15 protein-coding genes are annotated in these 18,634 nt (G+C 65.5%); 4 read left to right on the forward strand and 11 right to left on the reverse strand.

Translation table 11 applies throughout. The features are described from left to right. Nucleotide 1 precedes the first annotated feature (1 nt). From bcsB to bcsQ, 3 genes are read right to left on the reverse strand one after another with little or no spacing between them, the layout of a single operon-like run. The gene (bcsB, locus tag NJH59_RS21800; protein WP_043862370.1) at nt 2-2,335 is read right to left on the reverse strand and encodes a cellulose biosynthesis cyclic di-GMP-binding regulatory protein BcsB; all 2,334 of its coding nucleotides are present in this window, start codon (nt 2,333-2,335) and stop codon (nt 2-4) included. Then, nucleotides 2,332-4,560, reverse strand: coding sequence for a UDP-forming cellulose synthase catalytic subunit (bcsA, locus tag NJH59_RS21805; RefSeq protein ID WP_058542029.1), 2,229 nt, complete (start codon nt 4,558-4,560; stop codon nt 2,332-2,334). Before bcsA ends, bcsB begins: the two co-directional genes overlap by 4 nt. Beyond that, nucleotides 4,557-5,771, reverse strand: coding sequence for a cellulose biosynthesis protein BcsQ (gene bcsQ / locus NJH59_RS21810; protein ID WP_100634386.1), 1,215 nt, complete (start codon nt 5,769-5,771; stop codon nt 4,557-4,559). Before bcsQ ends, bcsA begins: the two co-directional genes overlap by 4 nt. Nucleotides 5,772-6,264: 493 nt before the next feature. Between bcsQ and dnaX the strand changes: the two genes are divergently transcribed. The 3 genes from dnaX (at nt 6,265) to recR (ending at nt 9,421) form a co-directional block, all read left to right on the forward strand. Continuing rightward, on the forward strand, nt 6,265-8,328 hold the full coding sequence (gene dnaX, locus NJH59_RS21815; protein ID WP_229590417.1) for a DNA polymerase III subunit gamma/tau: 2,064 nt from the start codon (nt 6,265-6,267) through the stop codon (nt 8,326-8,328). A 65-nt stretch (nt 8,329-8,393) separates the two neighbouring features. Continuing rightward, nucleotides 8,394-8,720, forward strand: a complete 327-nt coding sequence (locus NJH59_RS21820) for a YbaB/EbfC family nucleoid-associated protein (RefSeq protein ID WP_010226011.1) — start codon at nt 8,394-8,396, stop codon at nt 8,718-8,720. 98 nt (nt 8,721-8,818) lie between these two features. Beyond that, complete coding sequence (gene recR / locus NJH59_RS21825; protein WP_078480240.1) at nt 8,819-9,421, forward strand: recombination mediator RecR; 603 nt, start codon at nt 8,819-8,821, stop codon at nt 9,419-9,421. 94 nt (nt 9,422-9,515) lie between these two features. On the opposite strand, the gene NJH59_RS21830 is transcribed toward recR, so the two are convergent. Next, nucleotides 9,516-10,064: an adenine phosphoribosyltransferase gene (locus NJH59_RS21830; protein ID WP_253087302.1), complete on the reverse strand. Its 549-nt coding sequence runs from the start codon at nt 10,062-10,064 to the stop codon at nt 9,516-9,518. Between the two features lie 54 nt (nt 10,065-10,118). After that, nucleotides 10,119-10,853, reverse strand: a complete 735-nt coding sequence (gene fnrA / locus NJH59_RS21835) for a Crp/Fnr family transcriptional regulator FnrA (protein ID WP_043862376.1) — start codon at nt 10,851-10,853, stop codon at nt 10,119-10,121. A gap of 159 nt (nt 10,854-11,012) precedes the next feature. Between fnrA and NJH59_RS21840 the strand changes: the two genes are divergently transcribed. After that, nucleotides 11,013-11,477 carry a hypothetical protein gene (locus tag NJH59_RS21840; protein ID WP_043862377.1) on the forward strand — a complete coding sequence of 155 codons (465 nt, stop codon included), beginning with the start codon at nt 11,013-11,015 and terminating at the stop codon, nt 11,475-11,477. 1 nt (nt 11,478) lies between these two features. On the opposite strand, the gene hemN is transcribed toward NJH59_RS21840, so the two are convergent. The 6 genes from hemN to ccoG all read right to left on the reverse strand — a co-directional run bounded on the left by hemN (nt 11,479) and on the right by ccoG (nt 18,378). Continuing rightward, the gene (gene hemN, locus NJH59_RS21845) at nt 11,479-12,861 is read right to left on the reverse strand and encodes an oxygen-independent coproporphyrinogen III oxidase (protein WP_058542025.1); all 1,383 of its coding nucleotides are present in this window, start codon (nt 12,859-12,861) and stop codon (nt 11,479-11,481) included. A gap of 82 nt (nt 12,862-12,943) precedes the next feature. Further along, entirely contained in the window at nt 12,944-13,627 is a 684-nt protein-coding gene (locus tag NJH59_RS21850; protein ID WP_043862379.1) for a sulfite exporter TauE/SafE family protein, read from the reverse strand. Beyond that, on the reverse strand, nt 13,620-13,835 hold the full coding sequence (gene ccoS / locus NJH59_RS21855) for a cbb3-type cytochrome oxidase assembly protein CcoS (protein ID WP_054915579.1): 216 nt from the start codon (nt 13,833-13,835) through the stop codon (nt 13,620-13,622). Before ccoS ends, NJH59_RS21850 begins: the two co-directional genes overlap by 8 nt. 12 nt (nt 13,836-13,847) lie before the next feature. Next, complete coding sequence (locus NJH59_RS21860; protein WP_253087303.1) at nt 13,848-16,301, reverse strand: heavy metal translocating P-type ATPase; 2,454 nt, start codon at nt 16,299-16,301, stop codon at nt 13,848-13,850. A gap of 112 nt (nt 16,302-16,413) precedes the next feature. Next, nucleotides 16,414-16,950, reverse strand: coding sequence for a FixH family protein (locus NJH59_RS21865; RefSeq protein WP_043862382.1), 537 nt, complete (start codon nt 16,948-16,950; stop codon nt 16,414-16,416). Between the two features lie 12 nt (nt 16,951-16,962). Continuing rightward, nucleotides 16,963-18,378: a cytochrome c oxidase accessory protein CcoG gene (gene ccoG / locus NJH59_RS21870; RefSeq protein WP_058542067.1), complete on the reverse strand. Its 1,416-nt coding sequence runs from the start codon at nt 18,376-18,378 to the stop codon at nt 16,963-16,965. Between the last annotated feature and the right edge of the window lie 256 nt (nt 18,379-18,634).

Raw genomic sequence — 18,634 nt, forward strand, 5'->3', positions numbered from 1 at the left:
ATTACTCGATGTTGAGGCGACGTTTGGCCTGGGCGCGCAGCGAGAAGAACGCCACCAGGCTGACCAGGGCAACCCCCAGCAGGGTCAACAGCAGCAGCGCCGGTACATGCTGGGACAGCAGCCACTGGATGTAACGGAACGGCCCCAGGTGCCCCACGTAGTAGGCCTGCTCGGCCACCAGCGATTCGACATTCCTGCCGTTGATCACCACAAGGCTGCCTTGCAGTGCCTGGGTGTACTGTTCGCCGCCGATCAGGGCGTCGGTGACCTCCACCAGGTTCTGCGGCTGCGGGCTGGACAGCACCACCACGCTGCGCCCGCTCTTGAGCGGCGACTCGAACCCGGTGACGTACGAGCTGCGGTTCTCGCCGGTGAAGGTGAGCGCACCGCGCGCGGCGCGCAGGTTGGCCTTGGGATCGGGGCTGATCCATTCGCGCAGGCGCATCGGCAGGTCGGAGAACTCCACGTAATGCCTGGCGTCCTGGGTCCTGCTGGGCAGGTAGTCGGCCCAGGTCTTGAGCAGTGGCTGGTTGTCGCCGGAAGCCAGCACCAGCAGGTCCTTGTCGGCCAGGGCATCGACCTGGCCGGCCTGGGCCACGGTGACGGCGGTGGCCGGGTAGCCGGTGGAGTCGCCAAAGCGTCCAAGCACGGTGAGGTAGGCGCTCCAGTCGGCGCTGCCGGCGTTGTCCGGCAGGATCACCGCCGAGTCGGACAGGTCGGCCAGGCGCGTGAACGGGAAGCCGCTGTCCTTGAACACGCCCAGGTTGGGCATGGCGATGAAGTGGTCGTAGCCGCTCAGGTCCAGGGTGGAGTCCGGGTCGATGGCGCCGCGCATGTTGTCGATGATGATGTCGCGGCATTCACCCTGCTTGATGTAGTCGTACATGAAGCGGAACTGCAGGCGCGACTGCAGGGCGACCGAGTCCAGCGGCAGCAGCATGCTCGCCTCGCGGGCGATGCTGTCGTCTTTCTTCAGGGCTGCCAGCAGGCTGTCGCCGCCGCCCAGGCGCTCGATCGAGGGCAGGTTCATCGACTTGATGAAAGTGTCGTTGAAGCTCACCAGCAGCGAAGAGTTGGACGAGGTCTGCTGTGGGGTGTAGCGGTACTTGAGGTCCAGCCGGGCGCCCTGTTCGCGCCAGTTGAACAGGTCGGGTGGCAGGCGCACCGGCACGGTGATCATGCCGGGGTTGTAGCCCGACACATTGAGCTGGCGCGGGTCGATCAGCTCGCCAAGGCGCACCGGGCGATCGGTCGGCAGCCAGTTGGGCGCGTCATACGGCTGGCGTGGCTGCAGCGCATTGACGGTGTCGATCTGCACGCTGGGGCCGGAGAAGCTGCGGTAGCCGATCACCAGGGCGGTGGCGGCGCGCTTGAGTTCGGCGCTGTCGCGTCCGGCGATGACCAGCAGCTTGCCGTGCGGGTCGTTGGGGTTGCTCACCAGCGACAGGGTCGGGCCCTTGAGGTCGGGCAGCGTCAGGCCCTCGACCTGGTTGGCCTCGGCGGTGTTGACCAGCACCACCGCGTTGCCGCTGGCGGGCAGGCTGTGCAGGTTGGTGGGGAAGTTTGCGCCACGGTAGCTGGCCAGTGCACCGATCCACGACGACACCGCGCCCGCCGCTTCGAGGGTGGTGTTGTCGGGGGCCACGGCAAACACGAACGGCAGGCTCAGGGCGCGTGGGTCGCGACGATCGAACAGCGGCAGCGGCAGCAGGGCCAGGTCGTTGGGCAGCACCACCGGCTTGACCTGCAGGCTCAACTGGCTTTCGTTGCTGATCTTGGCCCACAGGCTCGAATGCAGCGGGTCTTCGCACTGCATGGTGTAGTGGCCGATCAACTGCACGCCGAGCCGGTTGAACTCGGTGATCAGGTACGGCGGAATGTCGATCACCTGCTTTTGCAGGACGCCGGCGTTTTCCTTGGGCAACGGCAGGCTGGCGGCCACTTCGTCGTTGACCATGATGTTGATCTGCGAGAGGTCGCTGAGCAGCGCTGGCGAATAGGTGTATTGCAGGGTCAGTTGCGCGCCGGTCACCACCTCGTCGGCCCGCACGTCGAAGTTGACCGTGTCGGTCGACTCCACGCCACGCAGGCTCATGGTGTAGTTCTTGCCCAGCTGCTTGAGGCTGAGCTGGTACTTTTCGCCGGCCGCATCCGGTGCCGCCGGCGCCGTTTCGCTGGCGGCGGGCTCCGTGGCGGGCGCCGCTGCGCTGGCCGCGACCTCATCGGCCTGGGCAGGTTGCAGCAGGCTGCCCAGGCACAGCAGCGAGCCGGCGAGCAGACGGCGAGAACGGCGCGACAGGTTCACTTGTTGGTCGGTATGAAGCATGACGGTCATTGCGAGTCCAACGAAGGTTCGAGGTGGGTGGGGGCTTGCTTGCGCTTGTAGCGACGATGGCGCAGGGCGCTGAGGGTCGCCTGGGCCAGGTCCATGATGCCGCGCACGCCGATGCGGCTCACATCGTGCAGGGCGCTCAACGGGGTGTCGGGCTTGCTGCCACCCCAGGTTGCGGCCCAGGTATCGGCCCGCGAGAAGGTCAGGCGCACGAAGTCGCTTTGCTGGCGCAAGGTCAGCGGCTTGAACTGCACCCCGACCATGGCGCCACGGCTGAACACCACGGTGGCCGGCAGTACGCAGGCCTGCTGCTTGCGCATCAGGATCACCTGGATGTCCTGGCCCTTGTGCAGGCTCTGGCCCTCGGGAAGCTTGAAGCCCACGCCCTTTTGCGAGAAGTCCACGGTGGTGCAGTCGATGGTGGTGCCGTCGGCGGTCTGCACCTGAATCGGCAGCTCGGCGCGCACGCGCGGCTCGGAACGCACCTGGCGGGTTTCACTGGCAACCGCAACGGCAGCGCTGGTGATGATCACGTTGTAGATCGTCCAGGCCAGGTTGATGATGATGGTGATGGCTGCGGCCGGGTCGCCCCAGATCAGTTGCACCACACCGAACACCATGCCGATCAGGTTCAGGGTCAGCAGGATGATGTAGGGGCGCGCCAGCTCCCAGTCGAAGTATTCCTTGTCGATGATGCCGCCCTTGTCGGTCACGTTGAAGCCGCCAAGCTTGGGGTTGATCAGCGCCACCAGTACCGGGCGCATGATGTACCAGGCCAGCACCGACTCGTAGACCTCGTTCCAGAACGAATGGCGAAAGCGCCCCTGGATACGCGAGTTGGTCAGGCTGGCGTGGAAGATGTGCGGCAGTACGTAGGCGGTGATCATCAGCGCCGAGGCGTGGAAGATCTGCGCGCCGAAGATCAGGTACGCCAGCGGCGCGGTCAGGAAGACCAGGCGCGGCAGGCCGTAGAAGAAGTGCAGCATGGCGTTCACGTAGCACACGCGTTGGCCGAAGCTCAGGCCCTTGCCGATGAACGGGTTGTCGGTACGGAAGATCTGCGCCATGCCGCGTGCCCAGCGGATGCGCTGGCTGATGTGCCGCGACAGGCTCTCGGTGGCCAGGCCCGCAGCCTGGGGGATCGCCAGGTACGCGGTGTTGTAGCCCTTGCGGTTGAGCTTGAGCGCGGTGTGCGCATCTTCGGTCACCGTCTCGATGGCCACGCCGCCCACTTCCAGCAGGTGGCTGCGGCGGATCACTGCACACGAGCCGCAGAAAAAGGTGGCGTTCCACAGGTCGTTGCCGTCCTGCACCAGGCCGTAGAACAGCTCGCCCTCGTTGGGCACCGAGCGGAACGTGTCGAGGTTCTTCTCGAACGGGTCGGGCGAAAAGAAGAAGTGCGGGGTCTGCAGCAGGGCCAGTTTCGGGTCCTTGAGGAACCAGCCCATCGCCACCTGCAGGAAGGAGCGCGTGGGCACGTGGTCGGCGTCGAAAATGGCGATGTACTCGCCGTCGGTGACCTTCAGGGCCTCGTTGAGGTTGCCGGCCTTGGCGTGGACGTTGTCGGCGCGCACGATGTAGTTGACCCCGATCTGCCGGCAGAACTCGCGAAAATCGTCGCGGCGGCCATCATCCAGCACGTGCACGCGCAGCTTGTCGCGCGGCCAGTCGATGGCCTGGGCGGCGAAGATCGTCAGCTTCACGATGCTCAGCGCTTCGTTGTAGGTGGGGATGAACACATCCACCGTGGGCCAGTCCTTGGGGTCCTGGGTAAGAATCTTGGGCTTGCGCTGCAAGGGCCAGGCGGTCTGCATGTAGCCGAACGCCAGCACCACCAGGGCATAGAACTCTGCTGCCACCAGGCCGTAGCCGAACACGATATCCAGCCAGCTGTCGAAGCCCAGCGTGTCGGTGACGCGCCAGTACACATAACGCAGGGTGGCCACCAGCGACAACACCACCATGGCCAGCACTGGCAGGCGCCCGGGCAGCTTGCGCAGTATCAGCAGGCAGGCGAAGCACAGGGCGGCGAAGGCGAACTGGCGCTCCAGCTCCAGGGGTGCGGTGACCACGGCCACCAGCAGCAGGGCGCCGATCAGGCCGGCACCGATCTTCAGCGCGCGCAGCACCGGGGCGGGCCATTGCCCGAAGCGTTCGAGCCAGACATTCAAGCGCGCAACCGTGTTGGGCGCCTGCACTGCAGACGCCTGGTCTAAGGGGGCGGTCATGGGGTACCGGACTGTTGGTGGTGATGGGCGAGGTGGGCGCCAAGGGTATGCGCCACGTCGCGCAGGTCCTGGCAGGCAGGGCTGTCGGGCACCTTGACGAACGGATCGAATTCGAAGGCCTGGGCTTCGTCCAGGCTGTGGTCGAGACGGACCATCCCCAGCAGCTCGCGACCGATGCGCTGGCGCAGTACCTGGCACATGTCCAGGTCCAGCGCGCGGGTGGGGTCGACCTTGTTGATCAGGTAGCTGCAGCGCGGCGCGGGGCTGCGCTGGTGCAGGGGCGCAAGCCAGGCCTGCAGTTCATCCAGCACGCGGTAGGCGGCTGGAGTCGGCAGGGTCAGGGCCACCACCTGGTCGGCCATCTCCAGCACTGGCGCAAGCCATGGGGTGGCGCCGGTGGGCATGTCGATGATCAGTACGTCAGCGGGTGTCAGTGCCAGCGTTGCCAATTGCTGCAGCAGCCAGCCAGGCTGGTTGGCCAGGCGCTGCTCCAGGCTGCGCAACTGGGTGGCGTCGGCGTGCCCGAATGGCAGGCATTCGGCGGTCGAGTCGGGCACTGGGTGGCAGTGGATGCTCCAGGGTTCGTCGCTGTCGGTAGCCTGGCTCAGACCGGGGGCGGTACGCGGCAGCATCAGTTGGCTGGCGAGGCTGTTCTGCGGGTCCAGGTCCAGTGCCACCACGCGACCGTGCGGGCGCTCCAGCAGCTTGGCCAGCGCGGCGGCAAAGGTGGTCTTGCCCACACCACCCTTGGCCGAAACCACAGCGATGATGCTGGCCTGGGGGCGTGTCGGTGCCGGTTTGTGCATGGCATGCTCCAGTGCACCCTGATTCAGCCCCTGGGCCGTGGCATGGCGCAGGCGAGCCGCCGCTTCGAGTTGTTCACGCAGCGACAGGGGGGCGCCGGCGGGCTGTGCAGCCGGTTCGGGAGCGGGCGGTATACGCTTCACGGGCGCGGGCACCGCAACGACTGCCGGCGCAGGAGCTGGTGCCTGTACCGGCGCAGGCACCGATGCCAGGGTCGGCGGCAGCTTCAGGGCCGCCAGGGTCGCTGCCACCGGGGCAACCGGCTCGGGCGCGGCAGCAGGTGTGATCGGTTCAGCCACCGTCAGCGCGGGTTCGAGGTATTCGAACTCGGTGTCGATTTCTTTATAGCTGTCCGCACTTGCCCCAAACCTGGTGAACAGATTTCCAATGTCGTCTGCATGACTCATATGTGTAATCCCGGCCTACGGCTATCTGATCAACTGCTGGGGCAGATAAGGTCTGTCACACTGCTAGGATGCTAATGTGTGATATCAAACTGATAGTGTCAATATTTTGTTTATTTCTGGGCTGGTTTTTCGCATTTTCGCCGAGTTAAAAAAATACCGCCATAAGTTTGACTGTTTTGTCGCTGCCTGTGCAGCGCATCTGTACGATGGATGCCGTTCTTGAACAAGGTCGGCACGAACGGCATAAAGCTTAGCCTAGCTTGTAGGAAATGACTGATAAGTCGTGCTGACATATATCAGTTTGTTTCACGATTGGCACATAGGTTACCAAGCTTTGCCTGGCGCGTGTTCAGTCAGAGGACAGGCAACCGGCCAGCCCGGGCCGTTGTCCGATCAACGGTGACTGGCCGGCGTGCCCATGCACGGCGGATGCATTTTTGCCCCTGCTCCGCTAGGATTAGCGGTCTTTGGTCTATCTATCCGACGGTTTTCGATGAGTTATCAGGTTCTTGCACGTAAATGGCGTCCGCGCTCGTTCCGCGAAATGGTCGGCCAGACCCATGTGCTCAAGGCCCTGATCAACGCGCTGGACAACCAGCGGCTGCACCACGCCTACCTGTTCACCGGCACCCGCGGGGTGGGCAAGACCACCATCGCGCGCATCATCGCCAAATGCGTCAACTGTGAAACCGGCATTACCTCGACACCGTGCGGCACCTGTTCGGTGTGCCGCGAGATCGACGAGGGGCGCTTCGTCGACCTGATCGAGATCGACGCCGCCAGCCGCACCAAGGTCGAGGATACCCGCGAGCTGCTCGACAACGTGCAGTACGCGCCAAGCCGCGGGCGCTTCAAGGTCTACCTGATCGACGAAGTGCACATGCTCTCCAGCCACTCGTTCAACGCCTTGCTCAAGACGCTTGAAGAGCCGCCGCCCTACGTCAAGTTCATTCTTGCCACCACCGACCCGCAGAAGCTGCCCGCCACCATCCTGTCGCGCTGCCTGCAGTTCTCGCTCAAGAACATGACCCCCGAGCGGGTGGTCGAGCACCTGAGCCATGTGCTCGGGGTCGAGAACGTGCCGTTCGAAGACGACGCCCTGTGGTTGCTGGGTCGCGCCGCCGACGGTTCGATGCGCGATGCCATGAGCCTCACCGACCAGGCCATCGCCTTTGGCGAAGGCAAGGTGCTGGCGGCGGATGTGCGCGCCATGCTCGGCACCCTCGATCACGGCCAGGTCTATGGCGTGCTCCAGGCCCTGCTCGAAGGGGACGCACGAGCCCTGCTCGAAGCCGTGCGGCACCTGGCCGAGCAGGGGCCGGACTGGAACGGCGTGCTGTCTGAAATGCTCAATGTGCTGCACCGCGTGGCGGTGGCCCAGGCGCTGCCCGAGGCGGTGGACAACGGCCAGGGTGATCGTGACCGTGTGCTGGCGCTGGCCGGCGCTCTGCCGGCCGAAGATGTGCAGTTCTATTACCAGATGGGCCTGATCGGCCGGCGCGATCTGCCGCTGGCCCCCGACCCGCGTGGCGGCTTCGAGATGGTGCTGTTGCGCATGTTGGCGTTCCGCCCGGCCGACACCGTCGATGCGCCGACACCGACGCTAAAGTCGACGGGGATCAGCCAGGCCACAGCTGACTCCCCACCCGCGGTGGCAGCGGTCGCCGCGCCGGTGGTGGCTGCACCAGTCGTGCCCACGCCCGTTGCCGAACCTGTTGCCCGCCCGCAGCCCGAACCCGAGCCGCCGGTGCAGGCTGCGCCAGTACTGCAAGCGCAGGTTGCCGAGCCGCCCGTGCCCGAGGTCGACCTGCCCTGGAACGAGCCGGCCGCGCCTGCGCCCGAGCTCGCTGCGGCGCCTGAACCCGAACCGGAACCCGAGCCGCAGCCCGAACCTGAACCCGAGGCGATTGCTGCGCCCGTGCCAGCCGCGCCCGCGCCGGCCATCGCGCATCACGATGAGCCACCGATCGCCGACCACGCCAGCTATAGCCCGGCGGGCATGGAGCGCGACGACGAGCCACCGCTGGACGAAGATTACTACGACGCCGAGATCGACCCGGTGGGCTACAGCTACCTGGACGAGCTGGCCAGCGAGACCGCGCCGGAGCCTGCACCGGAGCCCGAGCCAGAGCCTGCTGCGCAACCGGCCACCGGTCTGGCGTTGCAATGGCTGGAGATGTTCCCGCTGCTGCCGATTTCGGGCATGACCGGCAGCATCGCCGCCAACTGCACGCTGATCGCGATGGACGGCGACAACTGGCTGCTGCACCTGGACCCGGCGCACAGCGCCCTGTTCAACGCCACCCAGCAGCGGCGCCTGAACGATGCGCTCAACCAGCACCTTGGGCGTACTCTTAACCTGAGCATCGAGCTGATCCGCCCCGAGCAGGAAACCCCGGCCCAGGCCGCGTCGCGCAAGCGTGCCGACCGTCAGCGCGAGGCCGAGGCGTCGATCGAGAACGATCCGTTCATCCAGCAGATGATCCAGCAGTTCGGCGCCACCGTGCGTCACGATACTATTGAACCTGTCGACGCCCTGGTGGCCCAGGGCGAATAACCCGTTTACCCCAGCACCGCGGTCTGCCGCGGTGTGCCAAGTAACTTGATACCGAGGTGATTCCCATGATGAAAGGTGGCATGGCCGGCCTGATGAAGCAGGCACAGCAGATGCAGGAAAAAATGGCCAAGATGCAGGAAGAGCTGGCCAACGCCGAAGTGACCGGCCAATCGGGCGCCGGCCTGGTCAGCGTGGTGATGACCGGTCGCCATGACGTCAAGCGCATCAGCCTGGACGACAGCCTGATGCAGGAAGACAAGGAAGTGCTGGAAGACCTGATCGCTGCGGCCGTGAACGATGCGGTGCGCAAGGTCGAAGCCAACAGCCAGGAAAAGATGGGTGGCATGACCGCCGGCATGCAACTGCCGCCGGGCTTCAAGATGCCGTTCTGAGGCATTGCCTGCGTGACCCTCGGTGGGAGCACAGCCAGTCGGTTGTCGCTCCCATCGTCGTTTTTCCGTTCAACCGATGATCTGCCAGGCCTTTTACCATGAGCTTCAGCCCCTTGATTCGCCAACTGATCGACGCCTTGCGCACGCTGCCGGGTGTGGGTCAGAAAACCGCCCAGCGCATGGCCCTGCAACTGCTGGAGCGTGACCGCAGCGGCGGCGTGCGCCTGGCCCAGGCGTTGAGCCAGGCCATGGAGGGGGTGGGGCATTGCCGTCAGTGCCGCACCCTGACCGAGCAGGAGCTGTGCCCGCAGTGCGCCGACCCACGGCGTGACGACACCCTGCTGTGCGTGGTGGAGGGGCCGATGGACGTGTACGCGGTGGAGCAGACCGGTTATCGCGGCCGCTACTTCGTGCTCAAGGGGCATCTGTCGCCACTGGACGGCCTGGGGCCGGAGGCCATCGGGATTCCGCAGTTGCTGGCGCGCATTGCCGAGCAGGGCAGCTTCACCGAGGTGATCCTGGCCACCAACCCCACGGTGGAAGGGGAGGCCACGGCGCATTACATCGCGCAGCTGCTGGCGGACAAGGGGCTGGTGGCTTCACGCATCGCCCATGGTGTGCCGCTGGGCGGGGAGCTGGAACTGGTAGATGGCGGAACGCTGGCGCATTCGTTCGCGGGGCGTAAACCAATCGCGCTGTGAGCGTGCGGGGCCCCTTCGCCAGCAAGGCTGGCTCCTACAAGAGCATGCGGCCTTTGTAGGAGCCAGCCTTGCTGGCGAAGGGGTCAGTGCGCGCTCAATATTCGCTGAGCGAAAACTCGGTCAGGCAGAACGTCTGCACCCCTGCCGCCTGCAGCTTCTGCGAGCCGCCCAGCTCCGGCAGGTCGATGATCGCCGCCGCCTCGAACACGGCCGCCCCCATGCGCCGTATCAGGCTGGCCGCTGCCAGCAGGGTGCCGCCGGTGGCGATCAGGTCATCCATGATCAGCACCGCATCGCTCTCGCACAGGCTGTCGGCATGCACTTCCAGAAACGCCTCGCCATATTCGGTCTGGTAACCCTCGGCCAGCACATCGGCCGGCAGCTTGCCCTGCTTGCGAAACAGGATCAGCGGCTTGTTGAGCTGGTGGGCAATGATCGAGCCGATCAGGAAGCCGCGCGCATCCAGCGCCCCGACATGGCTGAAGTCAGCCTCGACATAGCGTTCGATGAATTGGTCGGCAACGTGGCGCAGGCCCCGAGGGGACTGGAACAGCGGGGTAATGTCGCGAAAGATCACCCCCGGCTTGGGAAAGTCCGTTACCGGGCGGATCAGGGATTTGAGGTCGAACGCATCGGTCGGCATGGGGCAGGTATCCTGAAGGGCAAACGCCAGCCAGTATACCTGCTGCGCCAGGTGTCAGCTGTCCAGCGAGCCGCCGGCCAGGGCGCACAGCTGAATCGGGTCGATGATGCGTACTTCCTTGCCTTCGGCTTCGATCAGGCCGTTCTGCTGGAAGCGCGTGAACACCCGTGACACGGTTTCCACCGCCAGGCCCAGGTAGTTGCCGATCTCGTTGCGCGACATGCTCAGGCGGAACTGGTTGGCCGAGTAGCCGCGTGCGCGAAAGCGCGCCGACAGGTTGACCAGGAAGGTGGCGATGCGCTCGTCCGCAGTCTTCTTGGACAGCAGCAGCATCATCTGCTGGTCGTCGCGAATCTCGCGGCTCATCACCCGCATCAGTTGGCGACGCAGCTGCGGCAGTTGCACCGACAGCTCGTCCAGGCGCTCGAAGGGGATCTCGCACACCGAAGTGGTTTCCTGGGCCTGCGCCGATACCGGGTAGGCCTCGGTGTCCATGCCCGACAGCCCGACCAGCTCGCTGGGCAGGTGGAAGCCGGTGATCTGCTCCTCGCCCGCGTCGCTCAGGCTGAAGGTCTTCAGGGCGCCGGAGCGCACGGCGTAAACCGAGCCGAAGTTGTCGCCCTGGCGGAACAGAAACTCGCCTTTTTTCAACGGACGCCCGCGCTTGACGATTTCGTCCAGTGCGTCCATGTCTTCCAGATTCAGCGAAAGAGGCAGGCACAAGGGCGCCAGGCTGCAATCCTTGCAATGGGCCTGGTTGTGAGGGCGCAGTTTAACTGGCTCGGACATTTTCATTCGATCCTTCTGGGGAAAGCACACATAAGCCGTAAGGGTAACTCAGACGGCCGGGTTCAGGCCAGCGTGCGCGCTTTTGGTGCGTGCTGGGCTCAAGATCGGCGATGTTTGGCCGATGACCTGGAATAGTGTCCTTAACAGGAAAGACTGTCCATGCTCTCTATCGATTCAAATCCTCTGAATAGCGCTGCAACCCAACTCAAACCCCCTGTCGCCAAGACCAATGTCGACGGTGCCCAGAGCGCCCAACCGGCCGAGGCTCCTGCCAAGGAGGGGGTCAGGGTCAACCTGTCCCTGGCGGGCCTGCAGGCGTCCAAAAGCAGCGGTGGCAACAAGGACATCGAGGAAAGCGGTCTGCCCCAGACCATCCAGCAGACCCTCAAGACCATCCGCAAGCTGCAGCAGCAACTGGCTGAAAAGATGCAGCAGATGCAGGCCGTCATGCGAGACAACTCCCTGACCCCCGAGCAGATGCGGCAAAAGGTCTCATCGCTGCAGGGTGAGATCGCCACGCTGACGGGGGCAATCACCACCGCCACCGCCAACCTGAACAAGGCCATGAAGCAGGAGAACCTGAGCCTTGATCAGGTCGCGAAGGTGTTCGAGTTGATGGGCTGATTCAAATCACCCGCGAAAACCGCTGGCGGTTGTGCAGGTCCAGGTAGGCATCGAACACCATGCATACCGAGCGTACCAGCAGGCGCCCCGCCGGCAACACCTTGATCCCGTTGGCATCCAGGCTGATCAGGCCGTCCTTGGCCATGCCCAGCAGGGCAGGCCACTGCGCGTTGAAGTAACCGCGAAAATCGAGGGTGAAGGCGCGCTCGATGGTCTCGAACTCCAGTTCGAAATGGCAGATCAGCTGCTGGATCACCGCGCGGCGGATGCGGTCGTCCTCGTTGCAGATCAGGCCGCGACTGGTGGGCAACTGCGAGGCGCCGAGGGTGTTCTGGTATTCGTTCAGATCACTGCTGTTCTGGCAGTACAGGTCGCCGATCTGGCTGATGGCCGACACGCCAAGGCCGATCAGGTCGCAGTGGCCGTGGGTGGTGTAGCCCTGGAAGTTGCGCTGCAGGGTCGACTCTTCCTGGGCAATGGCCAGTTCGTCGTCGGGCAGGGCGAAATGGTCCATACCGATGTAGCGATAGCCTGCCTCGGTCAGTTGCTCGATGGTGTTGTGCAGCATTTCCAGTTTCAGCGCAGGCGCCGGCAGGTCGCTGCTGTCGATGCGCCGCTGGGGCATGAAACGCTCGGGCAGGTGCGCATAGTTGAACACCGAGAGGCGGTCGGGCTGCAGCTTGATCACTTCCTCGACGGTGCGTGCAAAGCCTTCGGTACTCTGCTTGGGCAGGCCGTAGATCAGGTCGAGGTTGATCGAGCGAAACTGCAGGGTGCGCGCGGCCTCGATGATCGCGCGGGTCTGCTCCAGGCTTTGCGGGCGGTTGATGGCCCGTTGCACCACGGGGTCGAGGTCTTGCACGCCCAGGCTGACACGGTTGAAGCCCAGTTCGCGCAGCAGCCCCATGGTCGACCAGTCGGCCTCGCGCGGGTCGATCTCGATGCCGTAGTCGCCCGAATCATCATCCAGCAGGTTGAAGTGCTGACGCAGGTGCGTCATCAGCTGGCGCAGTTCGGCGTGGCTGAGAAAAGTCGGTGTACCGCCGCCCAGGTGCAGTTGCTCCACGGTCTGGCGCGGGTCCAGGTGGCAGGCGATCAGCTGGATTTCCTGCTCCAGGCGCTGCAGGTAGGGCTGGGCGCGACCGCGGTCCTTGGTGATCACCTTGTTGCAGGCGCAGTAGTAGCAGATGTTGGCGCAGAACGGCACGTGCACGTACAGCGACAGCGGGCGCGCGGCGCGGCGGCTGTCACGCAGGGCGTGCAACAGGTCGAACGAGCCGACCTGGCTGTGCAGTTGCACGGCGGTCGGGTAGGAGGTGTAGCGCGGGCCCGCCAGATCGTAACGGCGAATAAGGTCGGGGTCCCAGTGGAGGGCGTCGAGCATGGTGGCAGTCCCTGGAATGGCGGCAGTGTCCGGAGTCTAGGGAGCGTTGTGTCAGGGCGTGTTGATTTGTATCAACGGGTGTTCAGTGCCCCATGAGCCAGTGCTGGTGCGGCCCCGGCAGGGTCCACAGGCCGAACAGGATCACCAGCAGGCCCCCTGTCACGCGTACCCCGCGCTTGCGCAGCAGGGCGCTGGTGCGCTCGGCAGCCAGCCCCGTGGCCAACAGCACCGGCCAGGTGCCCAGGCCGAAGGCCAGCATCAGCAGGGCGCTGTGGGTGGCGTTGCCCTGGCTGGCGGCCCACAGCAGGGTGCTGTAGACCAGCCCGCACGGCAACCAGCCCCACAGCGCGCCCAGCAGAAGCGCGCGCGGCAGGCTCGACACCGGCAGCAGGCGATTGGCCACCGGCTGTATGTGCCGCCACAGGCCGCGCCCCAGGCTTTCGATGCGGGTCAGGCCGCTCCACCAGCCGGCCAGGTACAGGCCCATGCTGATCAGCAGCAGCGCCGCGAGCACGCGCATGCCGGTGGCCAGCGGGCCGCCCGCCACCGCCCAGCCGGCCAGGCCCAGCAGCAGGCCGGCAGCGGCATAGCTGAGGATGCGCCCCAGGTTGTACGCCAGCAGCAGCTGAAAGCGCCGGCTGCGCTGCGCCTTGGGGATGGCCAGGGTGAGTGCGCCCATCAGGCCGCCGCACATGCCCAGGCAGTGGCCGCCCCCCAGTAGGCCGAGGATCAGCGCCGAACTCAGCAGCGGCAACAGGTCAAGCATGGGGCGGGGCGCCGCTGTCGTCGGGCTTGCGCGGCTCGGCCTGGTCCAGGGCGGCCTGGTGCTTGGGGTCCTGGTCGTCGAACAGGATACTGTGGGCCGGGCCTTCGAGGTCGTCATACTGGCCGCTGTCCACGGCCCAGAAGAAGATGTACACGGCGATCGCGACGATCAGCAGCGCGGCGGGAATCATGACGTAGAGCGCGGGCATGGGGTCTCCGGGTCAGGCCGTCGCGGGGTGTGCGGCGTCGACGATAGGGGCGGTGGCAGGCAGCTCGCGGATGCGCGTAAGGCGCAGGGCGTTGAGCACCACGATCAGCGAACTGATCGACATGCCGACCGCCGCCCAGATCGGAGTGATCCAGCCCAGTGCGGCGAACGGCAGCATGAGGCCATTGTACAGGCCAGCCCACAGCAGGTTCTCGATGATTATCCGGCGCGTGCGGCGCGCCAGGCCGAAAGCCTGCACCAGCGCCTCCAGGCGGTTGGACAACAGCACCGCATCGGCGCTGGTCTTGGCCAGGTCGGTGGCCGAGCCCATGGCAATGCTGATGTCGGCCGCGGCCAGCACCGGCACGTCGTTGACCCCGTCACCCAGCATCAGCACCTTGTGTCCCTTGGCCTGCAGGGCCTTGAGCCGTTGCAGCTTGTCGTCCGGGCGCAGGCCGCCGACGGCCTGGTCGATGCGCAGCTCGGCGGCGACGCTGGCCACCATCGGCGAGCTGTCGCCCGACAGCAGAAGGGTCTGCCAGCCGCGGGCACGGCAGGCTGCCAGCAGGTCCGCGGCGTCGTGGCGCAGGCGGTCGTCGAGCACGAACCAGGCCAGCGGCCCGTGGCTGTCGCCCAGCAGCAGCCACTGCCCGGGTTCGTCGGGCATCGCCGGCACTGCGCTGTGGCTCAGGGCGCACACGAAGTCGGCCTGGCCGATGCGCAGGCGGCGGTCCTCCACCTGCCCCTCAAGACCCAGCCCCGGCGTGCTCTGCACGTCGTCGGCGACCGTGATGGTGCGCCCGAAGGCGCGGGCGATCGGGTGCTCGGAGCGGCTTTCGAGGGCGGCGGCGAGGGTCAGGCACTGGTCGGCGTCCAGCGTCCCCAGGGGGCGGATGGCGCGCAATGTCAGGCGCCCCTCGGTGAGGGTGCCGGTCTTGTCGAAAATCACCGTGTCGATCTGGTTCAGGCCCTCCAGCACATGGCCGCGGGTGAGCAGCAGGCCGAGCTTGTGCAGCGTGCCGGTGGCCGCGGTGAGCGCGGTGGGGGTGGCCAGCGAGAGTGCGCAGGGGCAGGTGGCGACCAGCATGGCCAGCACGATCCAGAACGCCCGCGAGGGGTCCAGTTCCCACCACAGCAGGCCGATGGCCGCGGCGGCCACCAGCGAGAACAGCAGGAACCACTGCGAGGCACGGTCGGCGATCTCGGCCAGGCGAGGTTTTTCCGACTGGGCGCGTTCGAGCAGGCGCACGATGGCCGACAGTCGGGTGTCCTGGCCCAGGGCCTGCACCTGCACGGTCAGTACGCTCTCGATGTTCAGCGTGCCGGCCGTCACCGCATCGCCGCGCTGGCGCGGTTGCGGCAGGTACTCGCCGGTCAGCAGCGATTCGTCGACGCTCGACTGGCCGTCGATGATGCGCCCGTCGGCGGGCAGCACCGCGCCCGGGTGTACCAGGACCCGGTCACCGGTCTGCAGCTCGCGCAGCAGGATGCGCTGGCTGTTGCCGTCGGCATCCAGGCGCAGGCACGAGGCCGGCAGCAGGTTGACCAGTTGCGCGGTGGCTGCGGCGGTGCGCTCGCGGGCACGGCGTTCCAGGTAGCGCCCGGCCAGCAGGAACAGCGCGAACATGCCCACTGCATCGAAATACAGCTCGCCGCTGCCGGTGATGGCGGTCCAGATCCCGGCGAAGTAGGCCAGGCCGATGGCCAGCGACACCGAGACGTCCATGGTCAGGTGGCGGGTGCGCAGGTCGCGGGCGGCGCCCTTGAAGAACGGCGCGCAGCTGTAGAACACGATGGGCGTGGTGAGAAACAGTGCCACCCAGCGCAGGATGGTGTGCAGCTCCGGGCTCAGGTCGATGTTGAACTCGGGCCAGGTGGCCATGGTTGCCATCATGGCCTGGAACCACAGCAGGCCGGCCACGCCGAGCTGGCGCAGGGCGGTGCGGTTCTCGCTGGCCAACTGCTCGGCGGCGCGGTCGGCCTGGTAGGGGTGGGCGGCGTAGCCGATATGGCGCAGTTCACCCAACAGTTGCGAGAGCGGCAGCTGGCTGTCGGCCCATTGCACCTGCAGGCGATGGTTGGACAGGTTCAGTCGCGCCTCGGCCACCGCCGGCAGGTTGCGCAGGTGCTTTTCGATCAGCCAGCCGCAGGCGGCGCAACTGATGCCTTCGATCATCAGGGTGGTTTCAGCGAGTTCGCCGGTGTGGCGCACAAAAGGCTTCTGCACGTCGCTGCGATCGTACAGGGCCAGTTCGTCGACCAGTTGCACGGGCAGCGCGTCGGGGTTGGCGCTGGCTTCGCTGCGGTGCTGGTAGTAGCTTTCCAGGTTGCCGGCGACGATGGCTTCGGCCACGGCCTGGCAGCCGGGGCAGCAGAATGCACGGGGTTCGCCGAGTACCACGGCGGTGAAGTGGCTGCCGGCCGGGACGGGCAGGGCGCAGTGGTAGCAAGGCGTGGGGCTGGTCATTGTTATCTATCGCAGATGGGTGGTGACCTTGTCGCGGGTCAAGCCCGCTCCCACAGGGTGTCTGAGCACCGAGAACCTGTGGGAGCGGGCTTGACCCGCGATTGCAGTCGACTCATTTCTCGAGGTGTTCAGCCCCTTGCAGCGCCTCGTCACCCAGCATCAGCGTGGTGTCGTGCGCCACTTGCTCTTCTTCGAACAGGCGCCATACCTGGCCCTTTTCGGTACCCAGCAGCTCGACGAAACGCCGGCCCTCGACCTTGTCGCTCAACTGCCCCAGGTAACGTCCGGGCTCGCTTTCGCTGCGGGTCAGCATGATCTTGCGGTCCTTCTCCGGCTGGGTCGGCGAGATCAGGTTCAGCTCCAGGGTCTGCGGCTGGCTGTCACCGCTCAGGCGCAGGTCCACTTCGCCGGTCAGCTCGTCCAGGTGCACGCTGGCCTTGAGCTTCAGGCTCTGCCCCAGCAGCTCGCGGTCCAGCGAGCGGTTGATGCCCTTGCCAGCCTCGTAGTAGTTGTCGTTGACCAGGTTGTCCGGGTTGTTCACCGCGATGGTCACCATGGTCAGGCTCAAGGTCACCGACGTGGCCAGCACGCCGATGATGATCCACGGCCAGAGGTGGTGGTGCCAGGGGCTGGAGGCGTTTGCAGGCATGTCTCTACTCTCTTAGCGAATGTTGGGGCCGATGAAACGGCTCTTGGCTTCGACCTGGGTGCCGTTGTCGTCGGCGTCCTTGAGGGTGAAGGTGACTTCGTTGGCAGTCGAAGGCAGATCTTCCGGTGCCATCGACAGTTGTACCGGCAGGCTGACGATATCGCCGGCCGCCACGCGGATCTCCCGCGCGCCTTCGAGCTTGAGGTCCGGCAGGCCGGAGGCATCGAGCACGTACACGTGGTCGCGCTGGTCCTTGTTCATCACCTTGAGGCTGTACACGTTCTCGATGCGGCCCTGGGCGTTCTCGCGGTACAGCACGCGGTCCTTGCTCACGTCGAAGCCCACCAGCGGGCGCATGAGGAAGGCGGTGGCCAGCAGGCCGATCATCACCAGCAGCACCACGAAGTAGCCGATCAGGCGCGGGCGCAGCATGTGCGTCTTCTGCCCCGACAGGTTGTGCTCGGTGGTGTAGCTGATCAGCCCGCGCGGGTACTCCATCTTGTCCATGATGGTGTCGCAGGCATCGATGCAGGCGGCGCAGCCGATGCACTCGATCTGCAGGCCGTCGCGGATGTCGATGCCGGTCGGGCACACCTGCACGCACATGGTGCAGTCGATGCAGTCGCCCAGGCCCTTGGCCTTGTAGTCCATGTCCTTCTTGCGCGGGCCGCGGGTTTCGCCGCGACGCGGGTCGTACGACACGATCAGCGTGTCCTTGTCGAACATCACGCTCTGGAAGCGCGCATACGGGCACATGTAGATGCACACCTGCTCACGCAGCCAGCCGGCGTTGCCGTAAGTGGCCAGGGTGAAGAAGCCGACCCAGAAGTAGGCCCAGCCGTCGGCCTGGCCGGTGAAGAATTCGATGCTCAGTTCGCGAATGGGGCTGAAGTAGCCGACGAAGGTCATGCCGGTGACGAAGCCGATGCTCAGCCACAGGCTGTGCTTGGCCAGCTTGCGCACCAGCTTGTTGGCACTCATGGGCGCCTTGTCGAGCTTGATGCGCTGGTTGCGGTCGCCTTCGGTGACCTTCTCGCACCACATGAAGATCCATGTCCACACGCTTTGCGGGCAGGTATAGCCGCACCACACGCGCCCGGCGAACACGGTGATGAAGAACAGGCCGAAGGCCGCGACGATCAGGATGCCCGAGAGCAGGATGAAGTCCTGGGGCCAGATGGTGGTGCCGAAGATGTAGAACTTGCGCTCGGGCAGGTTCCACCACACGGCCTGGTGCCCGCCCCAGTTCAGCCAGACGGTACCGAAGTACAGCAGGAACAGGAGGGCCCCGCCGGCCATGCGCAGGTTGCGGAACAGGCCGGTGAAGGCGCGGGTGTAGATCTTTTCCCGTGCGGCATAGAGGTCGACGCCGCCGGCATCTTTCTTGGCAGGTGGGGTGACGTCATGTACTGGAATCTGTTTGCTCATCATTGAGTCCCACGGCAGTGGAAAAGTGCCGCGGCCAGTACATGCCGACCGCAGTCAGAAGTTGTTGCTGCTCTAGGGCGCATGATACGCCTGTCATTGCGGTACAGGGTGCAGTGCGACCTTTGGTCGCGTTGGTTAGTGGCGGGCGATAGTGTAGTGGAGCTTGTCAATTGACCTGAGTCACGTGGGTGGCAGATCCGGCCCCTTGGCCGGCTAGCCGGCAGAAGGGGCCTGCGCCAATAAAAAGGCCCCGCCA

Source organism: Pseudomonas sp. VE 267-6A, assembly GCF_024126555.1.
Classification (GTDB): Bacteria; Pseudomonadota; Gammaproteobacteria; order Pseudomonadales; family Pseudomonadaceae; genus Aquipseudomonas; species Aquipseudomonas palmensis.

Coding starts and splice junctions, on each gene's coding strand:
- NJH59_RS21860 (WP_253087303.1), bottom strand. CDS start 16,301: ATGACCAGCCCCACGCCTTGCTACCACTGCGCCCTGCCCGTCCCGGCC.
- bcsA (WP_058542029.1), bottom strand. CDS start 4,560: ATGACCGCCCCCTTAGACCAGGCGTCTGCAGTGCAGGCGCCCAACACG.
- recR (WP_078480240.1), top strand. CDS start 8,819: ATGAGCTTCAGCCCCTTGATTCGCCAACTGATCGACGCCTTGCGCACG.
- hemN (WP_058542025.1), bottom strand. CDS start 12,861: ATGCTCGACGCCCTCCACTGGGACCCCGACCTTATTCGCCGTTACGAT.
- NJH59_RS21820 (WP_010226011.1), top strand. CDS start 8,394: ATGATGAAAGGTGGCATGGCCGGCCTGATGAAGCAGGCACAGCAGATG.
- ccoG (WP_058542067.1), bottom strand. CDS start 18,378: ATGAGCAAACAGATTCCAGTACATGACGTCACCCCACCTGCCAAGAAA.
- fnrA (WP_043862376.1), bottom strand. CDS start 10,853: ATGTCCGAGCCAGTTAAACTGCGCCCTCACAACCAGGCCCATTGCAAG.
- dnaX (WP_229590417.1), top strand. CDS start 6,265: ATGAGTTATCAGGTTCTTGCACGTAAATGGCGTCCGCGCTCGTTCCGC.
- NJH59_RS21850 (WP_043862379.1), bottom strand. CDS start 13,627: ATGCTTGACCTGTTGCCGCTGCTGAGTTCGGCGCTGATCCTCGGCCTA.
- bcsQ (WP_100634386.1), bottom strand. CDS start 5,771: ATGAGTCATGCAGACGACATTGGAAATCTGTTCACCAGGTTTGGGGCA.
- NJH59_RS21830 (WP_253087302.1), bottom strand. CDS start 10,064: ATGCCGACCGATGCGTTCGACCTCAAATCCCTGATCCGCCCGGTAACG.
- NJH59_RS21865 (WP_043862382.1), bottom strand. CDS start 16,950: ATGCCTGCAAACGCCTCCAGCCCCTGGCACCACCACCTCTGGCCGTGG.
- bcsB (WP_043862370.1), bottom strand. CDS start 2,335: ATGACCGTCATGCTTCATACCGACCAACAAGTGAACCTGTCGCGCCGT.
- NJH59_RS21840 (WP_043862377.1), top strand. CDS start 11,013: ATGCTCTCTATCGATTCAAATCCTCTGAATAGCGCTGCAACCCAACTC.
- ccoS (WP_054915579.1), bottom strand. CDS start 13,835: ATGCCCGCGCTCTACGTCATGATTCCCGCCGCGCTGCTGATCGTCGCG.